This is a genomic window from Paenibacillus sp. J22P218, assembly GCF_056269195.1.
This window is the reverse complement of sequence record NZ_JBWDNL010000001.1, coordinates 915,647-933,724: the sequence shown is the minus strand read 5'-3', so window position 1 is coordinate 933,724 and position 18,078 is coordinate 915,647. Positions and strand designations below refer to the sequence as shown.

Annotated in this window: 9 protein-coding genes; 5 read left to right on the top strand and 4 right to left on the bottom strand. The window is 50.0% G+C overall.

Translation table 11 applies throughout. The features are described 5' to 3' along the window. The first annotated feature begins 2 nt into the window (after window positions 1-2). Window positions 3-908, top strand: coding sequence for an RraA family protein (locus AC0YN0_RS03875; protein WP_475820084.1), 906 nt, complete (start codon window positions 3-5; stop codon window positions 906-908). A 55-nt stretch (window positions 909-963) separates the two neighbouring features. On the opposite strand, the gene AC0YN0_RS03870 is transcribed toward AC0YN0_RS03875, so the two are convergent. Further along, window positions 964-2,001 (bottom strand): glycoside hydrolase family 88/105 protein, encoded by a 1,038-nt coding sequence (locus AC0YN0_RS03870; protein ID WP_475820083.1) that lies wholly within the window; start codon window positions 1,999-2,001, stop codon window positions 964-966. A 170-nt stretch (window positions 2,002-2,171) separates the two neighbouring features. Here AC0YN0_RS03870 and AC0YN0_RS03865 point away from each other — a divergent pair, with 170 nt between their 5' ends. From AC0YN0_RS03865 to AC0YN0_RS03850, 4 genes are all read left to right on the top strand, one after another. Further along, on the top strand, window positions 2,172-3,041 hold the full coding sequence (locus tag AC0YN0_RS03865; RefSeq protein WP_475820082.1) for a helix-turn-helix transcriptional regulator: 870 nt from the start codon (window positions 2,172-2,174) through the stop codon (window positions 3,039-3,041). A gap of 101 nt (window positions 3,042-3,142) precedes the next feature. Further along, a complete protein-coding gene (locus AC0YN0_RS03860; protein ID WP_475820890.1) occupies window positions 3,143-3,997 on the top strand; it encodes an ABC transporter ATP-binding protein in 855 nt (284 codons plus the stop codon). Further along, window positions 3,990-4,643 carry an ABC-2 transporter permease gene (locus AC0YN0_RS03855; RefSeq protein WP_475820081.1) on the top strand — a complete coding sequence of 218 codons (654 nt, stop codon included), beginning with the start codon at window positions 3,990-3,992 and terminating at the stop codon, window positions 4,641-4,643. The genes AC0YN0_RS03860 and AC0YN0_RS03855 overlap by 8 nt, the downstream gene beginning before the upstream one ends. Further along, the gene (locus tag AC0YN0_RS03850) at window positions 4,643-5,008 is read left to right on the top strand and encodes a GntR family transcriptional regulator (RefSeq protein ID WP_475820080.1); all 366 of its coding nucleotides are present in this window, start codon (window positions 4,643-4,645) and stop codon (window positions 5,006-5,008) included. The genes AC0YN0_RS03855 and AC0YN0_RS03850 overlap by 1 nt, the downstream gene beginning before the upstream one ends. A 211-nt stretch (window positions 5,009-5,219) precedes the next feature. Here the strand turns inward: AC0YN0_RS03850 and AC0YN0_RS03845 are convergent, their stop codons facing one another. From AC0YN0_RS03845 to AC0YN0_RS03835, 3 genes are all read right to left on the bottom strand, one after another. Continuing rightward, window positions 5,220-10,424 (bottom strand): rhamnogalacturonan lyase family protein, encoded by a 5,205-nt coding sequence (locus AC0YN0_RS03845; protein ID WP_475820079.1) that lies wholly within the window; start codon window positions 10,422-10,424, stop codon window positions 5,220-5,222. 364 nt (window positions 10,425-10,788) lie between these two features. Beyond that, window positions 10,789-11,745: a sugar-binding transcriptional regulator gene (locus tag AC0YN0_RS03840; protein ID WP_475820078.1), complete on the bottom strand. Its 957-nt coding sequence runs from the start codon at window positions 11,743-11,745 to the stop codon at window positions 10,789-10,791. 160 nt (window positions 11,746-11,905) lie between these two features. After that, window positions 11,906-17,563: a 5'-nucleotidase C-terminal domain-containing protein gene (locus tag AC0YN0_RS03835; RefSeq protein WP_475820077.1), complete on the bottom strand. Its 5,658-nt coding sequence runs from the start codon at window positions 17,561-17,563 to the stop codon at window positions 11,906-11,908. Window positions 17,564-18,078 lie beyond the last annotated feature (515 nt).

Genomic DNA, 18,078 nt, shown 5'->3' with positions numbered 1-18,078 from the left:
CTATGAAATTCAATAATGCAGAAGATACAATACAGCTGTCACCGCTATGGCAAGGCGAACGCTTCCCGGACGGCCGTCCCAAAGTGCCGTCCAACGTGCTGGAACGTTTAAGCCGCATTACGCTCGAGGAAGCTTGGGGACCGCTCTGGTCTCGAGGGTATCACTATCAATTCGAGGGTGATTTCAAGATCATTCATCCGAACAAAGTAATGGTCGGCCGCGCGGTGACAGCCGTCATGGTGCCTAAGCGGCCGGACTTGCATGATACGCTGATGAATTACGGCCACGAGCAAGAGGGACGCAGAGGCTTTTTCAACCAATGGGTCATCGATTCGCTGGAAGAAGAGGACGTCGTCGTCATCGATATGTTCGACAAAATCTATCAAGGTACTTATGTAGGAGGCAACCTGTCCACTGCTATATCTACCCGTACAAAAACGGGCGGCGCGGTTATTTGGGGCGGCATTCGAGATAATCAGCAAATTACGCAAATCGAAAACATCAATGTCTACTATCGAGGCAGCGACCCGACCGCGATCGCCGACGTAACGATGGTCGGCATGAATGTTCCGGCCCGCATCGGGCGCGCAATCTGTCTCCCGGGCGACGTCGTGCTCGGCACGCCGGCGGGCGTTATCTTCATCCCTGCCCACTTGGCGGAGCTCACCGCAGCTAATGCGGAGAAATCGCAGGTGCGCGACGTATTCGGCTTTGCGCGTCTTAACGCCAATATCTACACGACGGCGCAAATCGATGCAGCCTGGACGACTGCCATGTGGCAAGATTTCATGCAATGGTTTGATACGGACACTGCCGCTGCTCCTTATCAGCATTTGACGTGGGCGCATGAGCTGGACGAAGCGCGGCGAAACGAAAGCAATGGTCCTTCCAGCGATGTCCGACTTTGAATTAACGACAACAAGAGGGTGCCCTTTGGGGACACCCTCTTGTTGTTAGATTGTACTAAATCTTGCTGACTACTTCCCTATTCTGAAGCAAGGCTACCAGGTAAGCCAATGTCAATCCTTGCCCCCAGCCTTGCACTCTCTTCTTGGAGATGACTTTATAATCCTCTGAACTATACATGACCGCCGTACCTGCAGATACATTGCGAACCGAACCGTCTTCATCAATGTTGGCCAATATCCCTTTATAAGCTTTGGCCATATAGTCTTGATGAAGGGGATGCGCATAGGATACCAGCGCGGCAGCAATACCTGCGGAGGCAGACGTTTCCTCATAGGAAGTGTCATCATTCAATACCGTGCGCCACAGACCGTCCGGTGATTGCAGCCTCGCTAGAGAGCTTAATTGATCGCCAAGCGCACCGCCGATTTGCATCCACATCGGCATGAAGGGATTCAGCATTTTGTAAGATTGTGCCATCGTATAAGCGGCCCACGCATTAGCTCTGCCCCAGTAAATGCCGGACAGATGATCTTGCCTCACATTATCCCAGGCGTGATAGAATAAGTTCGTCTTGGTATCCTGCAAATATTCTTCATGCCAGTAAAATTGATTAAGCGCATCGTCGATGTATTCCTTTTTGTCTAGTTTGAATCCAAGGCGAAGCAGGAAATAAGCTGCCATGAACAACGTGTCCGCCCACGCCTGCTCCGGAAAATCATTTTTGGACGATACCGTATGCTGAAACACGCCATTCCCGAATCGGATCGCTTCCTTGCTTAAATATTCAGCTTTCATCAAAGCCAAATCCAGATACTTCTTGTCTCCCGTGGCTTCATGCAGGGTCAGCATCGTATGGCCCATGGCACAAGCATTAACCATCATTGGCGGCAGACCGAGCTCCAAATATTCATCCACCCATTTGACTAGAAAATCGATGTATTCTTGATTACCCGTTACTTCCCATGCTTTGCAAATCCCGTAATAAGCTACCCCGCATGACCAATTCCAAGTGAAATCCATGTTCATGGTTCGGCGAACTACTCGGTCAATAAGTTCTTTTACTTCCGCTTCGTTGCATTCGAATTTGCGCATATCATCTATTCCTCCATATCCTTTCTCTTGTCCAAAGAAACGATTCTCATGCTTCAAGATTAACATGAAGATAGGAGTGATTTCTCCGCATTTATACACATCTATTCTCCAAACCCCGCAAATATTGATATAATAAAAACAGTCTAACGTCAGTGAAAGGAGCTTTCCATATGACTGTTCAATCACTTCCCGACACACTGCTTCTCGGCTCAATAAACGAACCCTTGTGGATTGAATTCGACCGGAGATTCGGCCATCATTCCATGACGAACACCCACTACCATAAGTCGTACGAAATTTATTATTTATACAGCGGAGAGAGGAACTTCTTTATCGGAGACTCCGTCCACCATGTTCACCCTGGCGATATGGTGCTCATCGACTCCGACGTCGTCCACAAAACGTCAGGGCTCAGCGAGCCCAATCACGTACGGGTCGTTCTTCATTTCGGTGAAGCCTTCTTTAAGGGCATTTCGCAGGAGGATATAGATCTGCTTTTGGCCCCCTTCCATGTTGGTCATCCGCTAATCAGACTGAACCTGCAAGAACGGATGCACGTGGAAGAGCTGCTTGGTTCTCTGTTGACCGAACTAAACGAGGAGCCTCCAGGTTATCAACTGCATATCCGGAACATGGCTATTGAATTAATGCTGTTCACCGCTCGCCACATTCGGAAGCGCAAGACATTGCCTAATATGGAGCTTACACCCGTCCAGCAGAAAGTAACGGATATTATACGCCACATTAATCTGCACTACCGTGAACCGCTCCATTTGGACGATATCGCCAACCATTTTTATATTAGCAAAGGCCACTTGTGCCGTGTCTTCAAGGAAGTTACAGGCTTTGGCTTTACCCAATACATCAACATTACCAGGGTCAAAGAAGCCGAAAACTTGCTGCGCGAAACAAACTGGAGCATTACTCAAGTGTCGGAACACTGCGGATTCGAGAACTTCTCCCACTTCGGCAGAGTGTTCAAAAAGCTGTCTGGCCTATCTCCCCGTACGTATCGAAAAGAACGATCCCGACCGGTCTAAATATAATATGAGCATTTCAAAAGTAATTATTTGACATCGGCGCCGCTTCAATGTTATATTGTGCATACACAACATACACAATTATGGAGCGGAGGTACGATATGCTGGCCTTAGAGATTAGAGCTTTAAACAAAAAGTATGAGCATTTTCAATTGAAAGACGTGTCTTTTCAACTGGAAAAAGGTTATATTATGGGCTTTATTGGAGCCAATGGCGCAGGAAAAACTACCACTATCAAATCCATCCTTAACTTGACTCGAATGGATAGCGGCGAGATTCGTATTTTTGGAAAAGATTTGATCAAACACGAAGTCGAACTAAAACAAAATATCGGCTCGGCGTTTGGGGATATCGATTTCTACACGCGCAGCAAAATCAAGACCTTAACGAACGTAATCAAAAAGTTCTATCGCAATTGGGATGATCAAGCCTATCATAATTATCTAAAAAAATTTAACTTGAATGAGAATAAAAAAATTGCCGAGCTATCCACCGGAATGAAAGTAAAATACAACTTGGCCTTAGCTTTATCGCATGGCGCAAAAATCCTTATCCTGGATGAGCCTACGAGCGGACTTGATCCGGTTGCGAGAGATAATCTGCTGGATATTTTTCAAGAGCTGGTCGAAGATGGCGAAATCACTATCCTGTTCTCCACCCATATTACTTCCGACTTGGAAAAGTGCGCGGACTATATTACTTACATCCATAACGGACAAATTATAAACAGCTCCGAAAAAGAACAATTCATCGACACCTATCGTCTGGTGAACGGGAGCAAAGAGCAATTGGATTCGATCAAGGACAAGTTGATTTCCTATAAGAAAAATTCATTCGGCTTTACTGGCTTGATCCATACGAGCGATTTCGATTTCTCTTCGGATATCAAATCAACCGCGCCTAATCTCGAAGAGATCATGATCTACTTCTCGAAAAAGGAGGATAATGATGTATAACTTACTGATGAAAGAAATGAAGTTAGGCATAAGTCCCTTCTTTTATGTGATGCCTTTCTTGACGGGCGCCTTAATGTTTATTCCCTCATGGTTGTATTTCCTAGTCATCCTTTACTTTTGCTTCATTACGATACCGAATATGTTCGCAGGCTATAAAACGCAAAACGATCTCATATTTACGAGCATACTGCCTGTAACCAAAAATGACATGGTCAAAGCAAGGGTATCCGTTATTGTCATTATGGAATTGCTGCACCTTGTAGTCGCCATGATCTTTGGCTTCATCAGTATCCGCTTATATCCGAATTTGATCTACTATTTCTTCCAGCCCTCGTTAGGATTCTGGGGACTATGCTTCGTCATGGTTGCGATCTTCAACATCATCTTTATATCCATGTATTATAAAACAGCCTACAAATACGGCGCTGCGTCGATTGTTTCCATAACGGCTGCCATTTTGTTCGCCATTGGGGCGGAATGGCTCGGCATACAGAATTCGTTCGTGCATGATCTTTTCAAAGGAACCGGTGCCGATAATCTCGCTCTTCAGTTTGGAATCCTGATCACGGGCATCGTCATATTCGCGATTTGTACGTATATCGCTTATCGTATTGCCATTAAACGGTTTGAGAAAGTGGAAATCTAATGAACATAGCTATATCGAACACCTCTGAGAAGCCTATATATCAGCAGCTTTTTGAACAAATCAGCGCACAAATCCTGAAGGGCGAACTAGAAAACGGATATAGCTTGCCTCCCATACGCCAAGCGGCCACGGAGCTTCGCGTCAGTATCATTACCGTCAAAAAAGCATGGGAGGAGCTCGAGCGGCTTGGTTTGATCTACACCGTAACCGGCAAAGGTTGTTTTGTTACCGAGCTCTCCCCCGATGAAATGCTTCAAAGACGCAATGATATAATCCTGAAGCAAATGGTCATCGACACCTCTTATTACAAATCCTTCGGGCTTTCTGTAGAGGAAGTGTTTGAGCTTTTGAAGGAAATTTATTGATTATAATTTAATTAGAAAAAATCAGCAAACAAAAAAACGCATCCCTCAGGGTGCGTTTTTTCAACTAATATTACACCGTAAACTTCTCGTTATTTTGAGTAGTTGAGGAGCTCTCCTCTGCGACACTCAAGATCGCATCCATAGATTGAATCGTCATCCTCCTCTGCCAGATATTTTTCCACAGCCTCATTATTTCTAAAATATAGTCGTTTTACAGATCGAGACCTAGATCAAGTACGATGTTCAGCATCCGCATGATGATCACCACCGACTGATTACGGGAAGCGGTATCCTCCGGTGTGAACTTGCCGTCGCCGACACCGTTCACGATGCCCGCTCGGCTAAGCTGATCGATATGGTCTGCAGCCCAATGGCCGCTAATATCGGAGAACTTTGATACTCCGTTAGCCTCGCTCATGTTCAGCACACGAGCTAGCATTGCAGCCATCTCGGCGCGAGTGATCCCTTGGTTAGGATTGAACGCGCCATTGCCTGCACCATATACGATACCTGCGCGATGCAATGCTCTAATGGAGGCATCCGCCCAGTGACCATCCGTGTCGGAGAAGGAACCGTCCTCTCCTGTCGTATCCATACCTAACGCGCGAACGATCATCGCAGCGAATTCAGCTCGAGTTACATGATCCGAACCTTTGAACTCACCGTTAGGATCGCCTTCGACAATGCCAAGCTGCGAAGCATATTCGATTGCTTTTGCAGCCCAATGCGTCCCCGGTACGTCAGAGAAGTTGATCGGCGGATTCGCTTGCAGCGCTTGCTGTATTTTAGCCTTTATCTGCTCTGCGTTCGCGATGGCTTTGTTCAGTACCGGCTTCTCCGGAGTGGGCTTCTGTTCCGCGGTACCGGAATCCGTTGACGAGTCAGGATCCGTCGGAGTTTCCGGATTCGGTGTCGGATTTGGCGTCTGCTTCGTCGTCACCTTAATCTTCAGTTCCGCTGGCTCGCCTGCGCTGAATACGAAGGTCAGGACATCATCATTCGATAGCGTTGCCAAGTAGCTCTTCTTGATCGTAACCGCTTGCTTGCCGTCCGAAGTTGCAGCGGCGAGGCTGTAGTCGGTGTCAGCAAGTACAGTATCACCCTTCTTGATTCCCGTGAGCGTGTTTCCTTTTAATATAACCGTCACCGTGATGTCAGCTCTAGCATTCTTATAGAACGTTGCCGTCGTCGCCGAAAGCGTAGAATTCACTGCTGGCGCATCCGTATAATAGAGGTTGGGCGCCGGAAGCTGCATCGCCTGAACTTCGTCTCGTATGTCTTCACCCAGGTAGAAGCTCAAATGCTCCGGCTGGTTGTACATAGCGTTCTGCGAGTTCGCCGCCAAACGATACTGCGGATCATGCATCAGCGTGAAAATCACATTGTCCGTCGGAATATCCGTCGTGTAGATTCTTAAAGAATTGTTGTCGCTAGTGCGAACAAGAACCTCATCGCGCCAGTCTCCGAGGATATCGGCGATCAGGCTTGGATTCGCCTTTGTTCCGTTGTTGGAATAGGTTCCGGTCAAAGTCTGAAGCGTTGTAAGCTCGCTGTTCCCGGTTTCAATCTCATAATTAAACTTCGTGATGGATGGCGCGCCTGTTGTGGTCGAATTATCCGGCCCGTCAAAGAACTCGCTAAGCAGGTCTCCGTCCCAATACAGGATGAAGTTAACGGGAGCCTTGTTAGCTACGCCAATGCCTCCGACATCGGTTGTAATAACCTCGCCGCTCACAACATTGTACATAGGCGTCGATATTCCCCAAACCTCGAATCCCGGCAAAGGAGTTACATTCGCCGCAACGCCGCGCCCAACATCGCCTAGGTTTGCCGCATACGTCCACACAGGCTCCCCTGTGGAACCGCGAACCAAGGTTACATTGTTCGGAGGTCCGGCTTCATGCGGCTGGAACACATAGATCTCGTTGCTGCCCGGAACCATTGCGGCTACGTGCAGGGCGTCACCGTGACCCGCAGCTGCTGTACCCCTAGTTCCATTGGTGCTCCACAGGAGCGTTCCGTCTTGGTCGATCGTGACGCCGCCCAGCACCACCTCGGTATAACCGTCAAAATCCACATCGGCAATCTGTAAGTTATGATTGCCTTGATTACTGCCGGCGTTCCAATTCGCTAGCGTAAACGTCCAGAGTTCCACAATGTTGCCGTCTATGAACTGATAAGCAGCCGCAAAATGCGGACCGTAGTGACCTCGCACCTCGATAACCGTAGGATAAGGCTCCGCGCCATGCTCGCCATTCTTAGGCATATAGGCCACCGCTCCGTTGAAGCGATCGCTGCGGTTATTGTTGGTGTCGCCCCAGTTGGAGGTTATGTTGTACGGCGCAAAATAATCGACCGTATCAGCCGGCGTGCCTGTTTCGCCGTTGAATACCGTTAAGGTTTCCGGGCCGGACGCCACTCTGCCAAGCGCCGTATTGTTAACCTGGTTATCATTTGCCGGGTTTTGAAGTCCGCCTACCCATACCGCTTCGGGGTCGCCCAGTACCCAAGCCGGAGTGTCTGACAGGTCATCGATCGTACCATCCGCTTTAGGAAGATAACCCCTAGTTCCGTCTGCTGTTTTAACCGAGAACTCGGCTTTTCCGTCCTGATTCAGATCATAGAAGTTAAACGCGCTGTGATGCGCGCTGGACACGATATTGATACCCAGATTGATTCTCCAAAGCAGTTTACCCTCAAGGGTATACAAGTCGAATATCGTCTCGCCGGTGTGCCTGTTTGCGAGGCCCGGGTCTTGAGCCTGAGACGGATACCATTTTACAAGAATCTCATACTGCCCATCGCCATTAACATCCGCTACGGAAGTGTCGTTGGCTGTGTAGGTAATAGGATCCGCACTGGATGTCGCGCCGTAAGCAAGCGCCGGGTTGGGACGATCCGCCGGCCTCTGCATGGGAATGTCGATATAATTGTTCGCCCATGCGGTTGCAGGATTGCTTGTTGCCCCGGTAGTTACCGTCTCTATCACGTAGACGTCACCGGCTGTACCGCCTGCGTCAACATAATCCAGCACAGCAACCGGTGACGTGTTGACCTTATCGCCGTTTCTGTACACGTTAAATGTTAAGCCCTTGTTATACTCCGAAGCGAGCAATCGCCATGTGACAAGTATGCCTTCTCCGCTGTTTACCGGAATGGCTACTACTCCTCTGTCCAACCACTCCATAGAGTATGGCTCGGATGAAATTTTGTCTTCATGGCGGTTCTCAATGTAAAGCTTCGCTGAAACTCCCATTCTGTTGACCGCTACGCCAGGAACATCCGCAAGCGTTCCTACATAGGAGAATACGCCCTGCTTATTCGGGTCATAAACCAACTCCGCGGCTGTTGCAGACCATGGGGCTTCCGTTAATTCCCAGGTTACGCCTACCGATTCGGTAGTGCCGCCCGCCACCTTAACATTAACGGTTGCCGGCAGGTTAAGCCCTGCCTCATCAGCCAAATCCCCGATGTAAACCGTCTTAAACCAGCTCTGCCATGTATTATTGTCCGCCGCCCCGGGACGCTCCGGCAAGAAGTCATAGGGCAGCACTTCTGTAATCGTGTCCGATGAAAGAGGTTTTGTAAAGAAGTACAAGTTATCGACGCCATTATCTACAACGCCGAGGTTGTTTCCTCCAGCGCGCTCGCCAGTAAGAACGAACGAGCTTATCTGGCTTCCCTCAAAAGGAACCGTCAGCACCGACGGCTCCGCCGCGGCATTATCCCTCGGAACAAGGGAAACCGTAGCGATCATCGTATCAAAATCAAACTCTATGCCTACCGTATACCATATATTAACCTCGTTATAAGTAAACGCTTGGTAACGGTTGCTGCTCCAAAAATTAGCCGGGTTAGAGCCGGTCGGTCCCGGTAAAGCCCCTGCAAACGCGCCTATTGTCCTTGCGCCGTTATAGGTGCCTGTTCTTAAACTGAGCAGAACATTGGCTCCATCCTGGAAACTTAAATTAAACGTATTCTGCGCGGTGGTAACCGCTGGAACCTTCCAGTCCAAATTAGCATATACCTTGCTGCCGGAAACGGCGTACGGCAAATCTCCCTTACCGCCGCGATTTCCGGAACCAGACGCGGCAAATCCGAAATAATTATTGACTTGCGGAGCGTCTTCTCTGGCAAGGGTATGGTATGTACCACCAGCGAATATCCATAGCGGGGTTGCAGCGTCACCGGCAAAATTGCTCCCGAATTGCTGCGTGTACCCTTCCGCTAATAAGGCGGAAAAGTCCGGAGTAGACTCCGTAATCGACGGGACATAAGTTACATTGATTTGCACGCTGTTCGTAATGGAACCGTCCATATTGGACACAGCCGTTAGAGTGGCCGCGCCTTCGCCGATCGCAGTAACGGTTACGCTGTCATCATCGTTTACAACGATAGCGGCAATGGTATCGTCGCTGATCGACCATGTAAACGTTCTGTCGGTTGCATTGATAGGCATGACAACCGCGCTGAATGTGGCTGAATGTTTGTCGGCAAGCGAACCTTCTCCATATTCCAAATTAGCGGTGGAGGTTGGGGATATGGTTATTTCGCTCGGGTTGATGATCGGTTTTACTCCACCGGACGAAGCGGCCTTGAATTGGATATTATCAACGCGCATTCCATAGGTGCTTTCATCCCAGTCAACGCCCGTAACCGCGTTAAACCTTGCCCAGGTTTGTCCGCTTGCCCGGCTCGCTCCTATGCTCATGCTGGTCAGCTCGTCGGAGCCTATCGCGATTGGCTGAGGCGTGGTGTATGCCAGTGAACCGCCGTCGGTAACGCTGATTGATGCCACTTGTGCCAGAAGATCAACGTATATAGTTGCCGAAAGTTTGGTCAAGCGCGGCACGCCTGTTAGCGCGTTAGTGGCACTTCCTATTGCCGGAGCGTTATTGGCTGCCATATTTCCTGTGTAGTAGGATACGGTTGCAGGTGAGTTCGCATTAGTTCCGCCTCCGGCAGTTCGAAGCGTTACGACTTGATCCGCACCGTCGTTAAGGCGGACATCGAGCGAGTTCGCGCTAGGACGGGTAATGTCAACCCACCAGTCAAAAGCGACTTCAACCTGATCTTTGCCGGTAAGGTCATATTCGCCGCTATCAAGAGGAAGCGTCCACCAATAGCTTGCTTGTTTGGCCGTGCTCGAATCGGTATCGGATGGAGGTTGAACGCGAAGTACTTTGGAATCAAAATCCGCTACCGTAATTGACCCGGAGCCACTGGCTGCCGGAGCGCCGGTTACGGTCCCTGCCAGCTCGCCATCCTCAAAATCCAATACATTGCCCACTTCTATCAAAGCGGTAGATGTGGAGCCCCCGTCTTCTTCCGCGCCCAAAACCACCGCGGGCATAAGCATAAATGCCATGGAAACGACGAGCAGAACAGACATGTACTTCTTAAGCCTTCTCTTCATTCACTTCACTCCTCCTAGCCATGCATAGAGTTGCCAGTCCTGCCGCATAAAGTCATTCTCCGGTCCCCTTTTAAATAAAGCGCTTTCAAACTTCGTGTTCTCACCTCGCTTCTGTAGGGATATACTCAACCGAATATAGATGTTTTTACAGTGGCAAGAATGTGTCTGCAGTATAATCCATCGCCGACTTCTTCGTATATGATGACTATTGATTGTCCTTGTCATTTTTGATTTTGTATCAACATTCATAGTTAGAATCAAAAATGTTCTATAATGCCAAGACAATTCAAGTACCATCGAATCCATCATTCTCCTCACATCAAAAATCCACAACCTCATACGGTTGTGGATTTACATCGTCTCGTTACGTCTCCCGCTCCAGCAAATATCGGGCCGTAAATTGGTCCGTAATTAGTACGTTCGTGTACCCGCCGATCAGCGCGCCGAATATACCGTCTACCTTCTTTGCCCCGCCGGCAACTAGAATGGACTGTTCCTTCCGCTTTAGTTCGGCCAGGCTGATGCCGATCGTTCGTTGATCAAGCTCCTCCGAGCAAATATCGCCTGCCGTGTCGATATAACGGGAGCAGATGTCGCCCGCCCCTTTCGCCCGAATTATAGCCAGTTCTTCCTCGGTAAAATAGTTCGCCCGAATCAGCACCGAATCCTCGGACGGCGCTCCTACTGTCACCACGGCGATATTAGACTGCTTGCCCAGCTCCAAAATATTGTGGATATGCCGGTCTTTCTCGATCGTCTGCTTCACGATCTTATGATCGACCAGCGCCGGCAACGGGATGAAATACGGCATGGTGTGGAATGCTTTGCCGAACAAATGTACAACTTCATACGCATATGTATTCGTCTCCGAGTGGCTGACGCCGCCGTTCAACTGTACAACCTTGACGTCGCGGACAGGCTTGTCCTTCAGATGAAGCGCCACTTGATACAGCGTCGTCCCCCAAGTGGCGGCGATTATGTCGCCGTTCTTGACCGTATCATATAGATAGTGGGCCGCTGCCTCGCCGATATACTTTTTGACAACGCCGTCCTCGTAATGCGGCACCGATGCGACTACCGCTTTCTTCAGCCCGAACTTCGTCTCCAATCTTACCGCAAGAGCACCGTTGTTCTCTCCTGGATGGATTATCTTGATTTGCACGTACCCTTCGTCCTTCGCCTGCTGCAAGAATCTCGAGATCGTGGGACGCGAGACGCCAAGCTTCTGGGCGATTTCCTCTTGATTGTGATTGAGTTCATAATACAGTCTTGCCGCATCTATCATTTTGCTAAGCTTATCTTCCGCTCGCTCATCCGCCATTAGCACCCAACTCTTCTCAACATGAATCATTATTTTCTTCAAGACTATACCAAATGGCCGTCCTGTTGACAATGACTGCCGCGTATGCAAAAGAGCCCCGGCCCACTCGCGAATGCAGTGAACCGGGACTCTTGCACAATCTGGTTGGCTTATGGTCTCCTTATTGCTTGTTCTTCAAATACTCCAGAACGGAAAGCAGCAAGGTAACGACCTCAGCCCTCGTAGCGTTTAATTCCGGCTCGAACCGGTTGCCTCCCATGCCTTCAATTAAGCCCTCTGCATAAGCAGCCGCAATATACGGACGAGCCCACAGCTTGATGTCATCGGCATCGGTGAACGTTGGCACTGCATCGGGATCGACCTCAATGCCCAGCGCCCGCACTAGAATGACGGTCATCTCCGTCCGTGTCAACGGATTGGACGGACGCAGCGTATTGTCCTCATAACCAGCGATGACTTGATCCTTGACCAACTGGGCGAAAAAGGACTGCGCCCATGCCGGCACTTGATCGGCATCCGCAAAGTTCAGTTCGCCGCTCGATGATACCTCAAGCTTAAGCGCTCTGCCTATCATCGTAACAAACTCCGCTCTTGTCGTTTGGCCATCAGGACGGAACGTACCGTCCCCGTAACCGCTAATAAAGCCCGCTTCGATAGCAGATTCAATCGACTCCGCGGCCCAGTGGTTGCCCACATCCGTAAACGAAACTTCCGGCGCCTCCGGAGTAGGCGTTGGTGTCGGTGCTGGCGTTGTTGGTTCCGTCGTTGGTGTTGGTGTCGGTGTTGGTTCCGGTGTTGTTACCGGCGGCTTTGATGTCGGCTTTGGTGTCGGTGTCGGTGTCGGCGTCGGTGTCGGTGTCGGCAGCGGACTGCCGTTCAGATCGACGATCCTTCCTTCGACAGCGGACGTAGACGCCGTAATCGTTCCAACCTTCTGAATATAATTCGTGAATACTTCGTAATCCGGCAAATACAGCAGATTGACGCGTCCTTCTTTATAGGCCTTCTCCAGCGAAGCGTAGAAGTCTCCGCCTTTGGCCGTGAACGCATTCGTTGCCACTTCATAGGTTGCGTTCAGATCAAGAGGAACATAGCTGCTACCGTTCTTCACCTCTATGCGCACGACTCGCTCGTTCACCGGCTTGGTCGAATCATAGTCGAATCGCATGCCCGCAATATGCGGGAAGCGGCCGTCCTTCGTCGTCGTAATGGTGGAGACGCCGTTTTCCATGGCATCCTTGATTTCTTGACCCGTTAACGAAATGGTAACCAGATCATTATTGAACGGAAGAACCGTAAGCACTTCGCCTTGAGTAATCGTTCCTGCATTGATCGAGTCGCGGATGCCGCCGCCGTTCTGCAGCGCGATGACCGCATTCGTGCCGGCCGCTTTGGCTGCGGCCAGCATGCCGTCGGCAATCAGATTGCCGAGATTCGTCTCCTTCGAACGCACGTCCGCTCTTACGCCGTTCAGTATGACTTCCGTATTGCCGACCTCCGTGCCCGAAAGCTCGACAATACCCGGTTTATACTTCGAATCGAGAATTTCTTTCGCTTCCGCGTCCTCGGCCACGACATACGCCGTGCCGTTCTTCGCGTCAATGGAGATCAGCTCTTCGTCCCATTCCGTCAGAACGCCTTCATCGTTAAACATAACTTCGAGTCTGCCAAGGAATTGGCCCTTCTCGCCGGTTTGCACGATAAGCTTCGGCGCGTTCGGGTCGGTATTGTCGACAACCGCTTCGTCCAGCTTGGTGTGGCTGTGACCGCCGACGATAATGTCGATACCGTCAACCGCTTTGGCAAGCTCAACGTCGGCATCGTAGCCCAGGTGGGAAAGCACGATGATTTTATTAATGCCTTGCCCCTCCAACAAGGAAACGGCAGCCGCTGCCTTAGCCTCCGCGTCCTCGAACTTGACGTCGCCTGGCGAAGCAATATTCGCCGTATCCTCCGTCGTCAAGCCGATGATTCCGACCTTCTCGCCGTCAACGTCCATAATAATCGCCGGATAAATCGTTTTGTCGCTGCCTGGATTTCCGATTTCACTCTTGAACATCTCTTTCAGAATCGCATCATCCGAGAAGTTCACGTTAGAGGAAACGAATGGAAACTCGGCATTGCCGATAAAGTCGGCAAGCACTCGCGAGTTTTTGTCAAACTCATGGTTGCCGAACGTCATCGCATCGTAACCGACCAGGTTCATGAATTCTAGATCCGCTTGGCCCAGGTACTTATTGAAATACAGCGTACCGGAGAATACATCGCCCGCATCGACGAGAATCGGATTCGTCGCGCCCGCTTTTGCATCCTTAATCGCCGTCACGCGGCGAAGGACGCTGTTCGGCGAGCTGGTTGTATCCAAATTCGCATGCGTGTCGTTCGTATGCAGTACCGTAAGCGGGAAGCCAGACGACTTCTTCAGGTCGAGCTGCGCCATAACGGCGTCGTGATCGGATACCCGGCCGTCCGACGGCGAGAAGTCCGCGTTCAAGTGGACAACGTCCACCTCGGCGCTTGCAGTCAGGTTCTTGCTGACCAAAATATGGTCAAGCACCTGCGAATTGCCGTCGAACGTATACGTGTACCGTTCGTTCAACGGAAGCTCGTCGATCAGATTGTCGAGCTCGCTTCCTTTCAATAGCTGCGCCGTTGGAGTGAATTGGAAGTCGTTCAAGTCGCCTAGAGCGACAATATTGGCTTCCGGATTTTTCGTAAGCACATCCTTCACGAAGCCGTTCACGATTGCCGCGATTTGATGACGCTGCGCTTCGCTCGACAGCACCGGAGGTTGAACGACGCCGAAGGGCCCGTTGTCGCCCCCTTTTGAATTAAAGTGGTTGGCGATCATGATTACTTTCTCGCCGTTAAATTCAAACTGAGCCGCCAGCGGCTTGCGTGAGCTATTGAATGCAGCGTTGGTAGGGTCGATTCGACCCGGATTGTAGGTCAATTCATCGCTATCGGCTGTATATCCGACAGCTTCTGTAGCAGAACCTTTCCGGTTGTTCGCGCTGCTAGAGAGGCTTACGCGATCCGGATTGTAGAGGAAGCCTACGCGAATATTTCCTCCTGGCGCGCCGCCATCCTGGTTGTTCTGAGGAACGATATCCGTGTATGCATAGTCGGGACCGCCGGCAGCAACAATGGCTTGAATCAAAGCAGAAGCATCCGCTTCGACCGTGCCGTTGTTCGTTTCACCGTTGCCGTCCTGCATCTCGACGACGCCGATAATATCCGGCTTCTTCATGTTGGATACGATGGATTCCGCCAGCTTCTCCGTTTTGGTCGCCCCTACTCCCGGATAATAATTTTCAATGTTATAGGAAGCAATCAATAATTTATCTTCGTTAACTTCAAGCGTAGTCGTTTCCCTCTGGAACGTGACTTGGGTAATAGCCGGCAAGCCGTTCAAAGCCGGAATCACTTTGAAGTTACCGTTGTTGTAGCCGATAACGCCTGTTACATCGCTCTTGAATTTGTCGCCTGTGCTGACTTCCTGACCCGGATTGCCATACGCGATCAAGAGACGCTGCGGATTCAGGTTGTTCAACTCTTTCAGAACAAGGCCTCCTGCTGCTGTAACGACGTCGTTTGCATCATTTTCAATTCTAGTCGGAATATTGTATAGCTCGGAATTGCCGCTTCCGCTTGTCCAATACGGACTAAGGATCGTAGGCGTCGGAAGCTTAACAAGCATGCCTTCCAACGATTCGTAGAAGTCGATGGCATCCTCCGCTGGCTGGAACTGCGTCATCGGAACGGCGTCATTGTCGATGATGGATGACGGAATCACTCTGCCGTTCTTGCCAAGCGTGACGGGTACAGGCATCGCGCCGGTCGGAGATAGGATTGCTCTTGCCGTCATCGTAATTTGCGTGGACGTTAAATTGCTTGTGCTTCCTTCATTGTACTCGGATACCGCGCCCGTCACCGCAACCAGGCTCCCGATTGCAGGCTTCAGCGATTCGTTCGTACTGTATACAAAGATACCTTCGGAAGTGTTGATGTTGGCATCCGGATTCGGATCCTGCATGAAGAACCCTTTGTAACCGCCAGTAGCAAAAGTGTAACCATACTGCGTTACGACGCCTTCAACGTCCGTGACCGTCTGGTTCACATATTCCGACGAATGGGATTCGCCCTGAATATCGTGGATGCGCGGGGCCACCGAAGCCTCGTATTCGAACGTATAGACATCGCTAGTCTGTCCGCCGGCAACGGCAATCGCTTTAATGACAACGTCTTCGCTTACCGTAATCGGTTCGTCATAAAGCTCGCTTGCCGCCGTAGGGCTAGTGCCATCCAGCGTATAATAAATCGCAGCTCCGCTAGTCGGGCTCGAGAGAGTTACCAAGCTTCCGATAATAATTCGGCCTGCTCCCGGATTTGCATTGACCGAAAGCATATTCTCTACCAGCGCGGCATCATTCAGCGGAATAAACTGATAATCCGCGTTAAACTGTTTAATAACACCGGTAATTTTCTCAAAAGTAACGTTTGCTTTTAATTTCGAAAGGTTGGAGTAGATCGTAAAGTTGCTTCCGCCTTGGCTTGCCGTCACTTTGCTTCCTTCTACGCTGAGGATAGTCACATCCTCAAGCGTAACGAGCTCCGCCTCGTGAGCCTCGCCGTTAGCCGCCGACAAATCCGCGCCCGTTAACAGCTTTGGTTCCGGTACGCCGGCATCCTGCTGGGCGACCTCATAAGTTAGCCCGGATTGAGGCTTAATTTCCTCTAAATTACTGTAAATATCCATAACGCCGCCGACCTCGACAAGGTCTCCGACCTGCGCAAACGACGAGAATCCGTACAACACGATACCGCCCGTTTCGTCCTGAATGTACATTTCGGCTCCGTCAATGTGCGTCACGACGCCTTCGGTCCACACATTTTGCGCCTTGGCGGTCGTGCGCGCCGCTGCAACGTCCGACTTCTCCAATATCGTATAGTCGAAAGTCGATTCCGGGCTGTCCGCCATGCCTTGCGCCTGCGCGTAAGCTTTGATCGTTGTCGCTTCGCTTATTGCGATCGGTCCTGTATACGGCTCGAAATCTTCCGTTCCGCCCGAACCGTACACGGAAGCATATACAGAGGCACCTACCGTTGTAGAGACCAAAGTGATCTCCGTACCTGCAGGCCAAGCATTGGGCTTAGGCGAGGCTGTAACGGGACTTACGGCAAGCTCATTATAGCTGCTGTTGCGAGGATCCGGCGTTTTAACTTCAAAATCGGCCGAGTTATTATCCGTATCCTCTCCGCGACTGCTTTCCGCTGCGCCTGCAGCAGCCTTCCGAATAGCAGCGGTCGTGTTCGATAAAACAGGGGTCGGACTCGTCTCCGATAAGTTTGCCGACCCGAAGCCTACCAAATCGATTGTAGTATTAGAACCGTCAACCAAATCTACTTTCCCGTTCGTGCCGCTCAAGGTTAACGTTCCAGATGCATCGGGAGCAGGCAAATCCTTCGTCCCGCCCGTGCCTGCCGATTGCTTAATTAGAAAGTAGCCTTTCGCATTAATTGTGCCATTTATAGCCGTAACATTAGCAGCATCAAACGGATTAGAAGCACTTGCATAACGCACCTTCCAATTCGTCATCGTGATCGGAGAATCGGTCGGATTGTAAAGCTCGATAAAGTCATTTTTGTACTCTGCTCCGCTGTTGCCTCCGCCCCCGTACACCTGCGAAATGACAACATGATTAGCCGACGCTGCCATTACTGGCGCGCCAATGCTTCCTAGCATACTGCCGACTACCATAACCGCCGCTAGCATCATACCTGTCTGTCTCTTGATACGAGAAATCCAATGCAACATGTTTCTTTCTCTCCTCTCTCCTACCAAAAATTTCACAATAACTAGCATTACATCCTTAATAGAGTAGTTCTCATTTGTAATCAAAGCATCAAAATGAAATTAAGTTCTAGTAAATATGAACATTTGTTCAGATGCGACAACAAAAATCCCCTTCTGCAGACATGCACACGATCTGGTTACAGAGTGTTTGCACGATGAAGTAAGGGGATCTAATCGTTTGGGCCCAACCGGAACGAGCCGCATCATTCTATGTCATATATACTAACATCACTTATGCTGGCTAGTATACAGTGGAGCCATACATCTGTCAATCGGCTGAAATAACTTGATATTTTTCGCGAAAATTCAACAAAACCTACTTTTAAACGTTCATCTGGACGAACAGGCCGGCAATTGATATACTTGCCGGAGTAGACAGGCCTATATCGTCCAGAAACAGGGGGCAAGGGATGAGAAGATACAATTTTATAAGACCGCTAATATTGATAGTAACCGCGCTGCTGACGAAAAGTCTG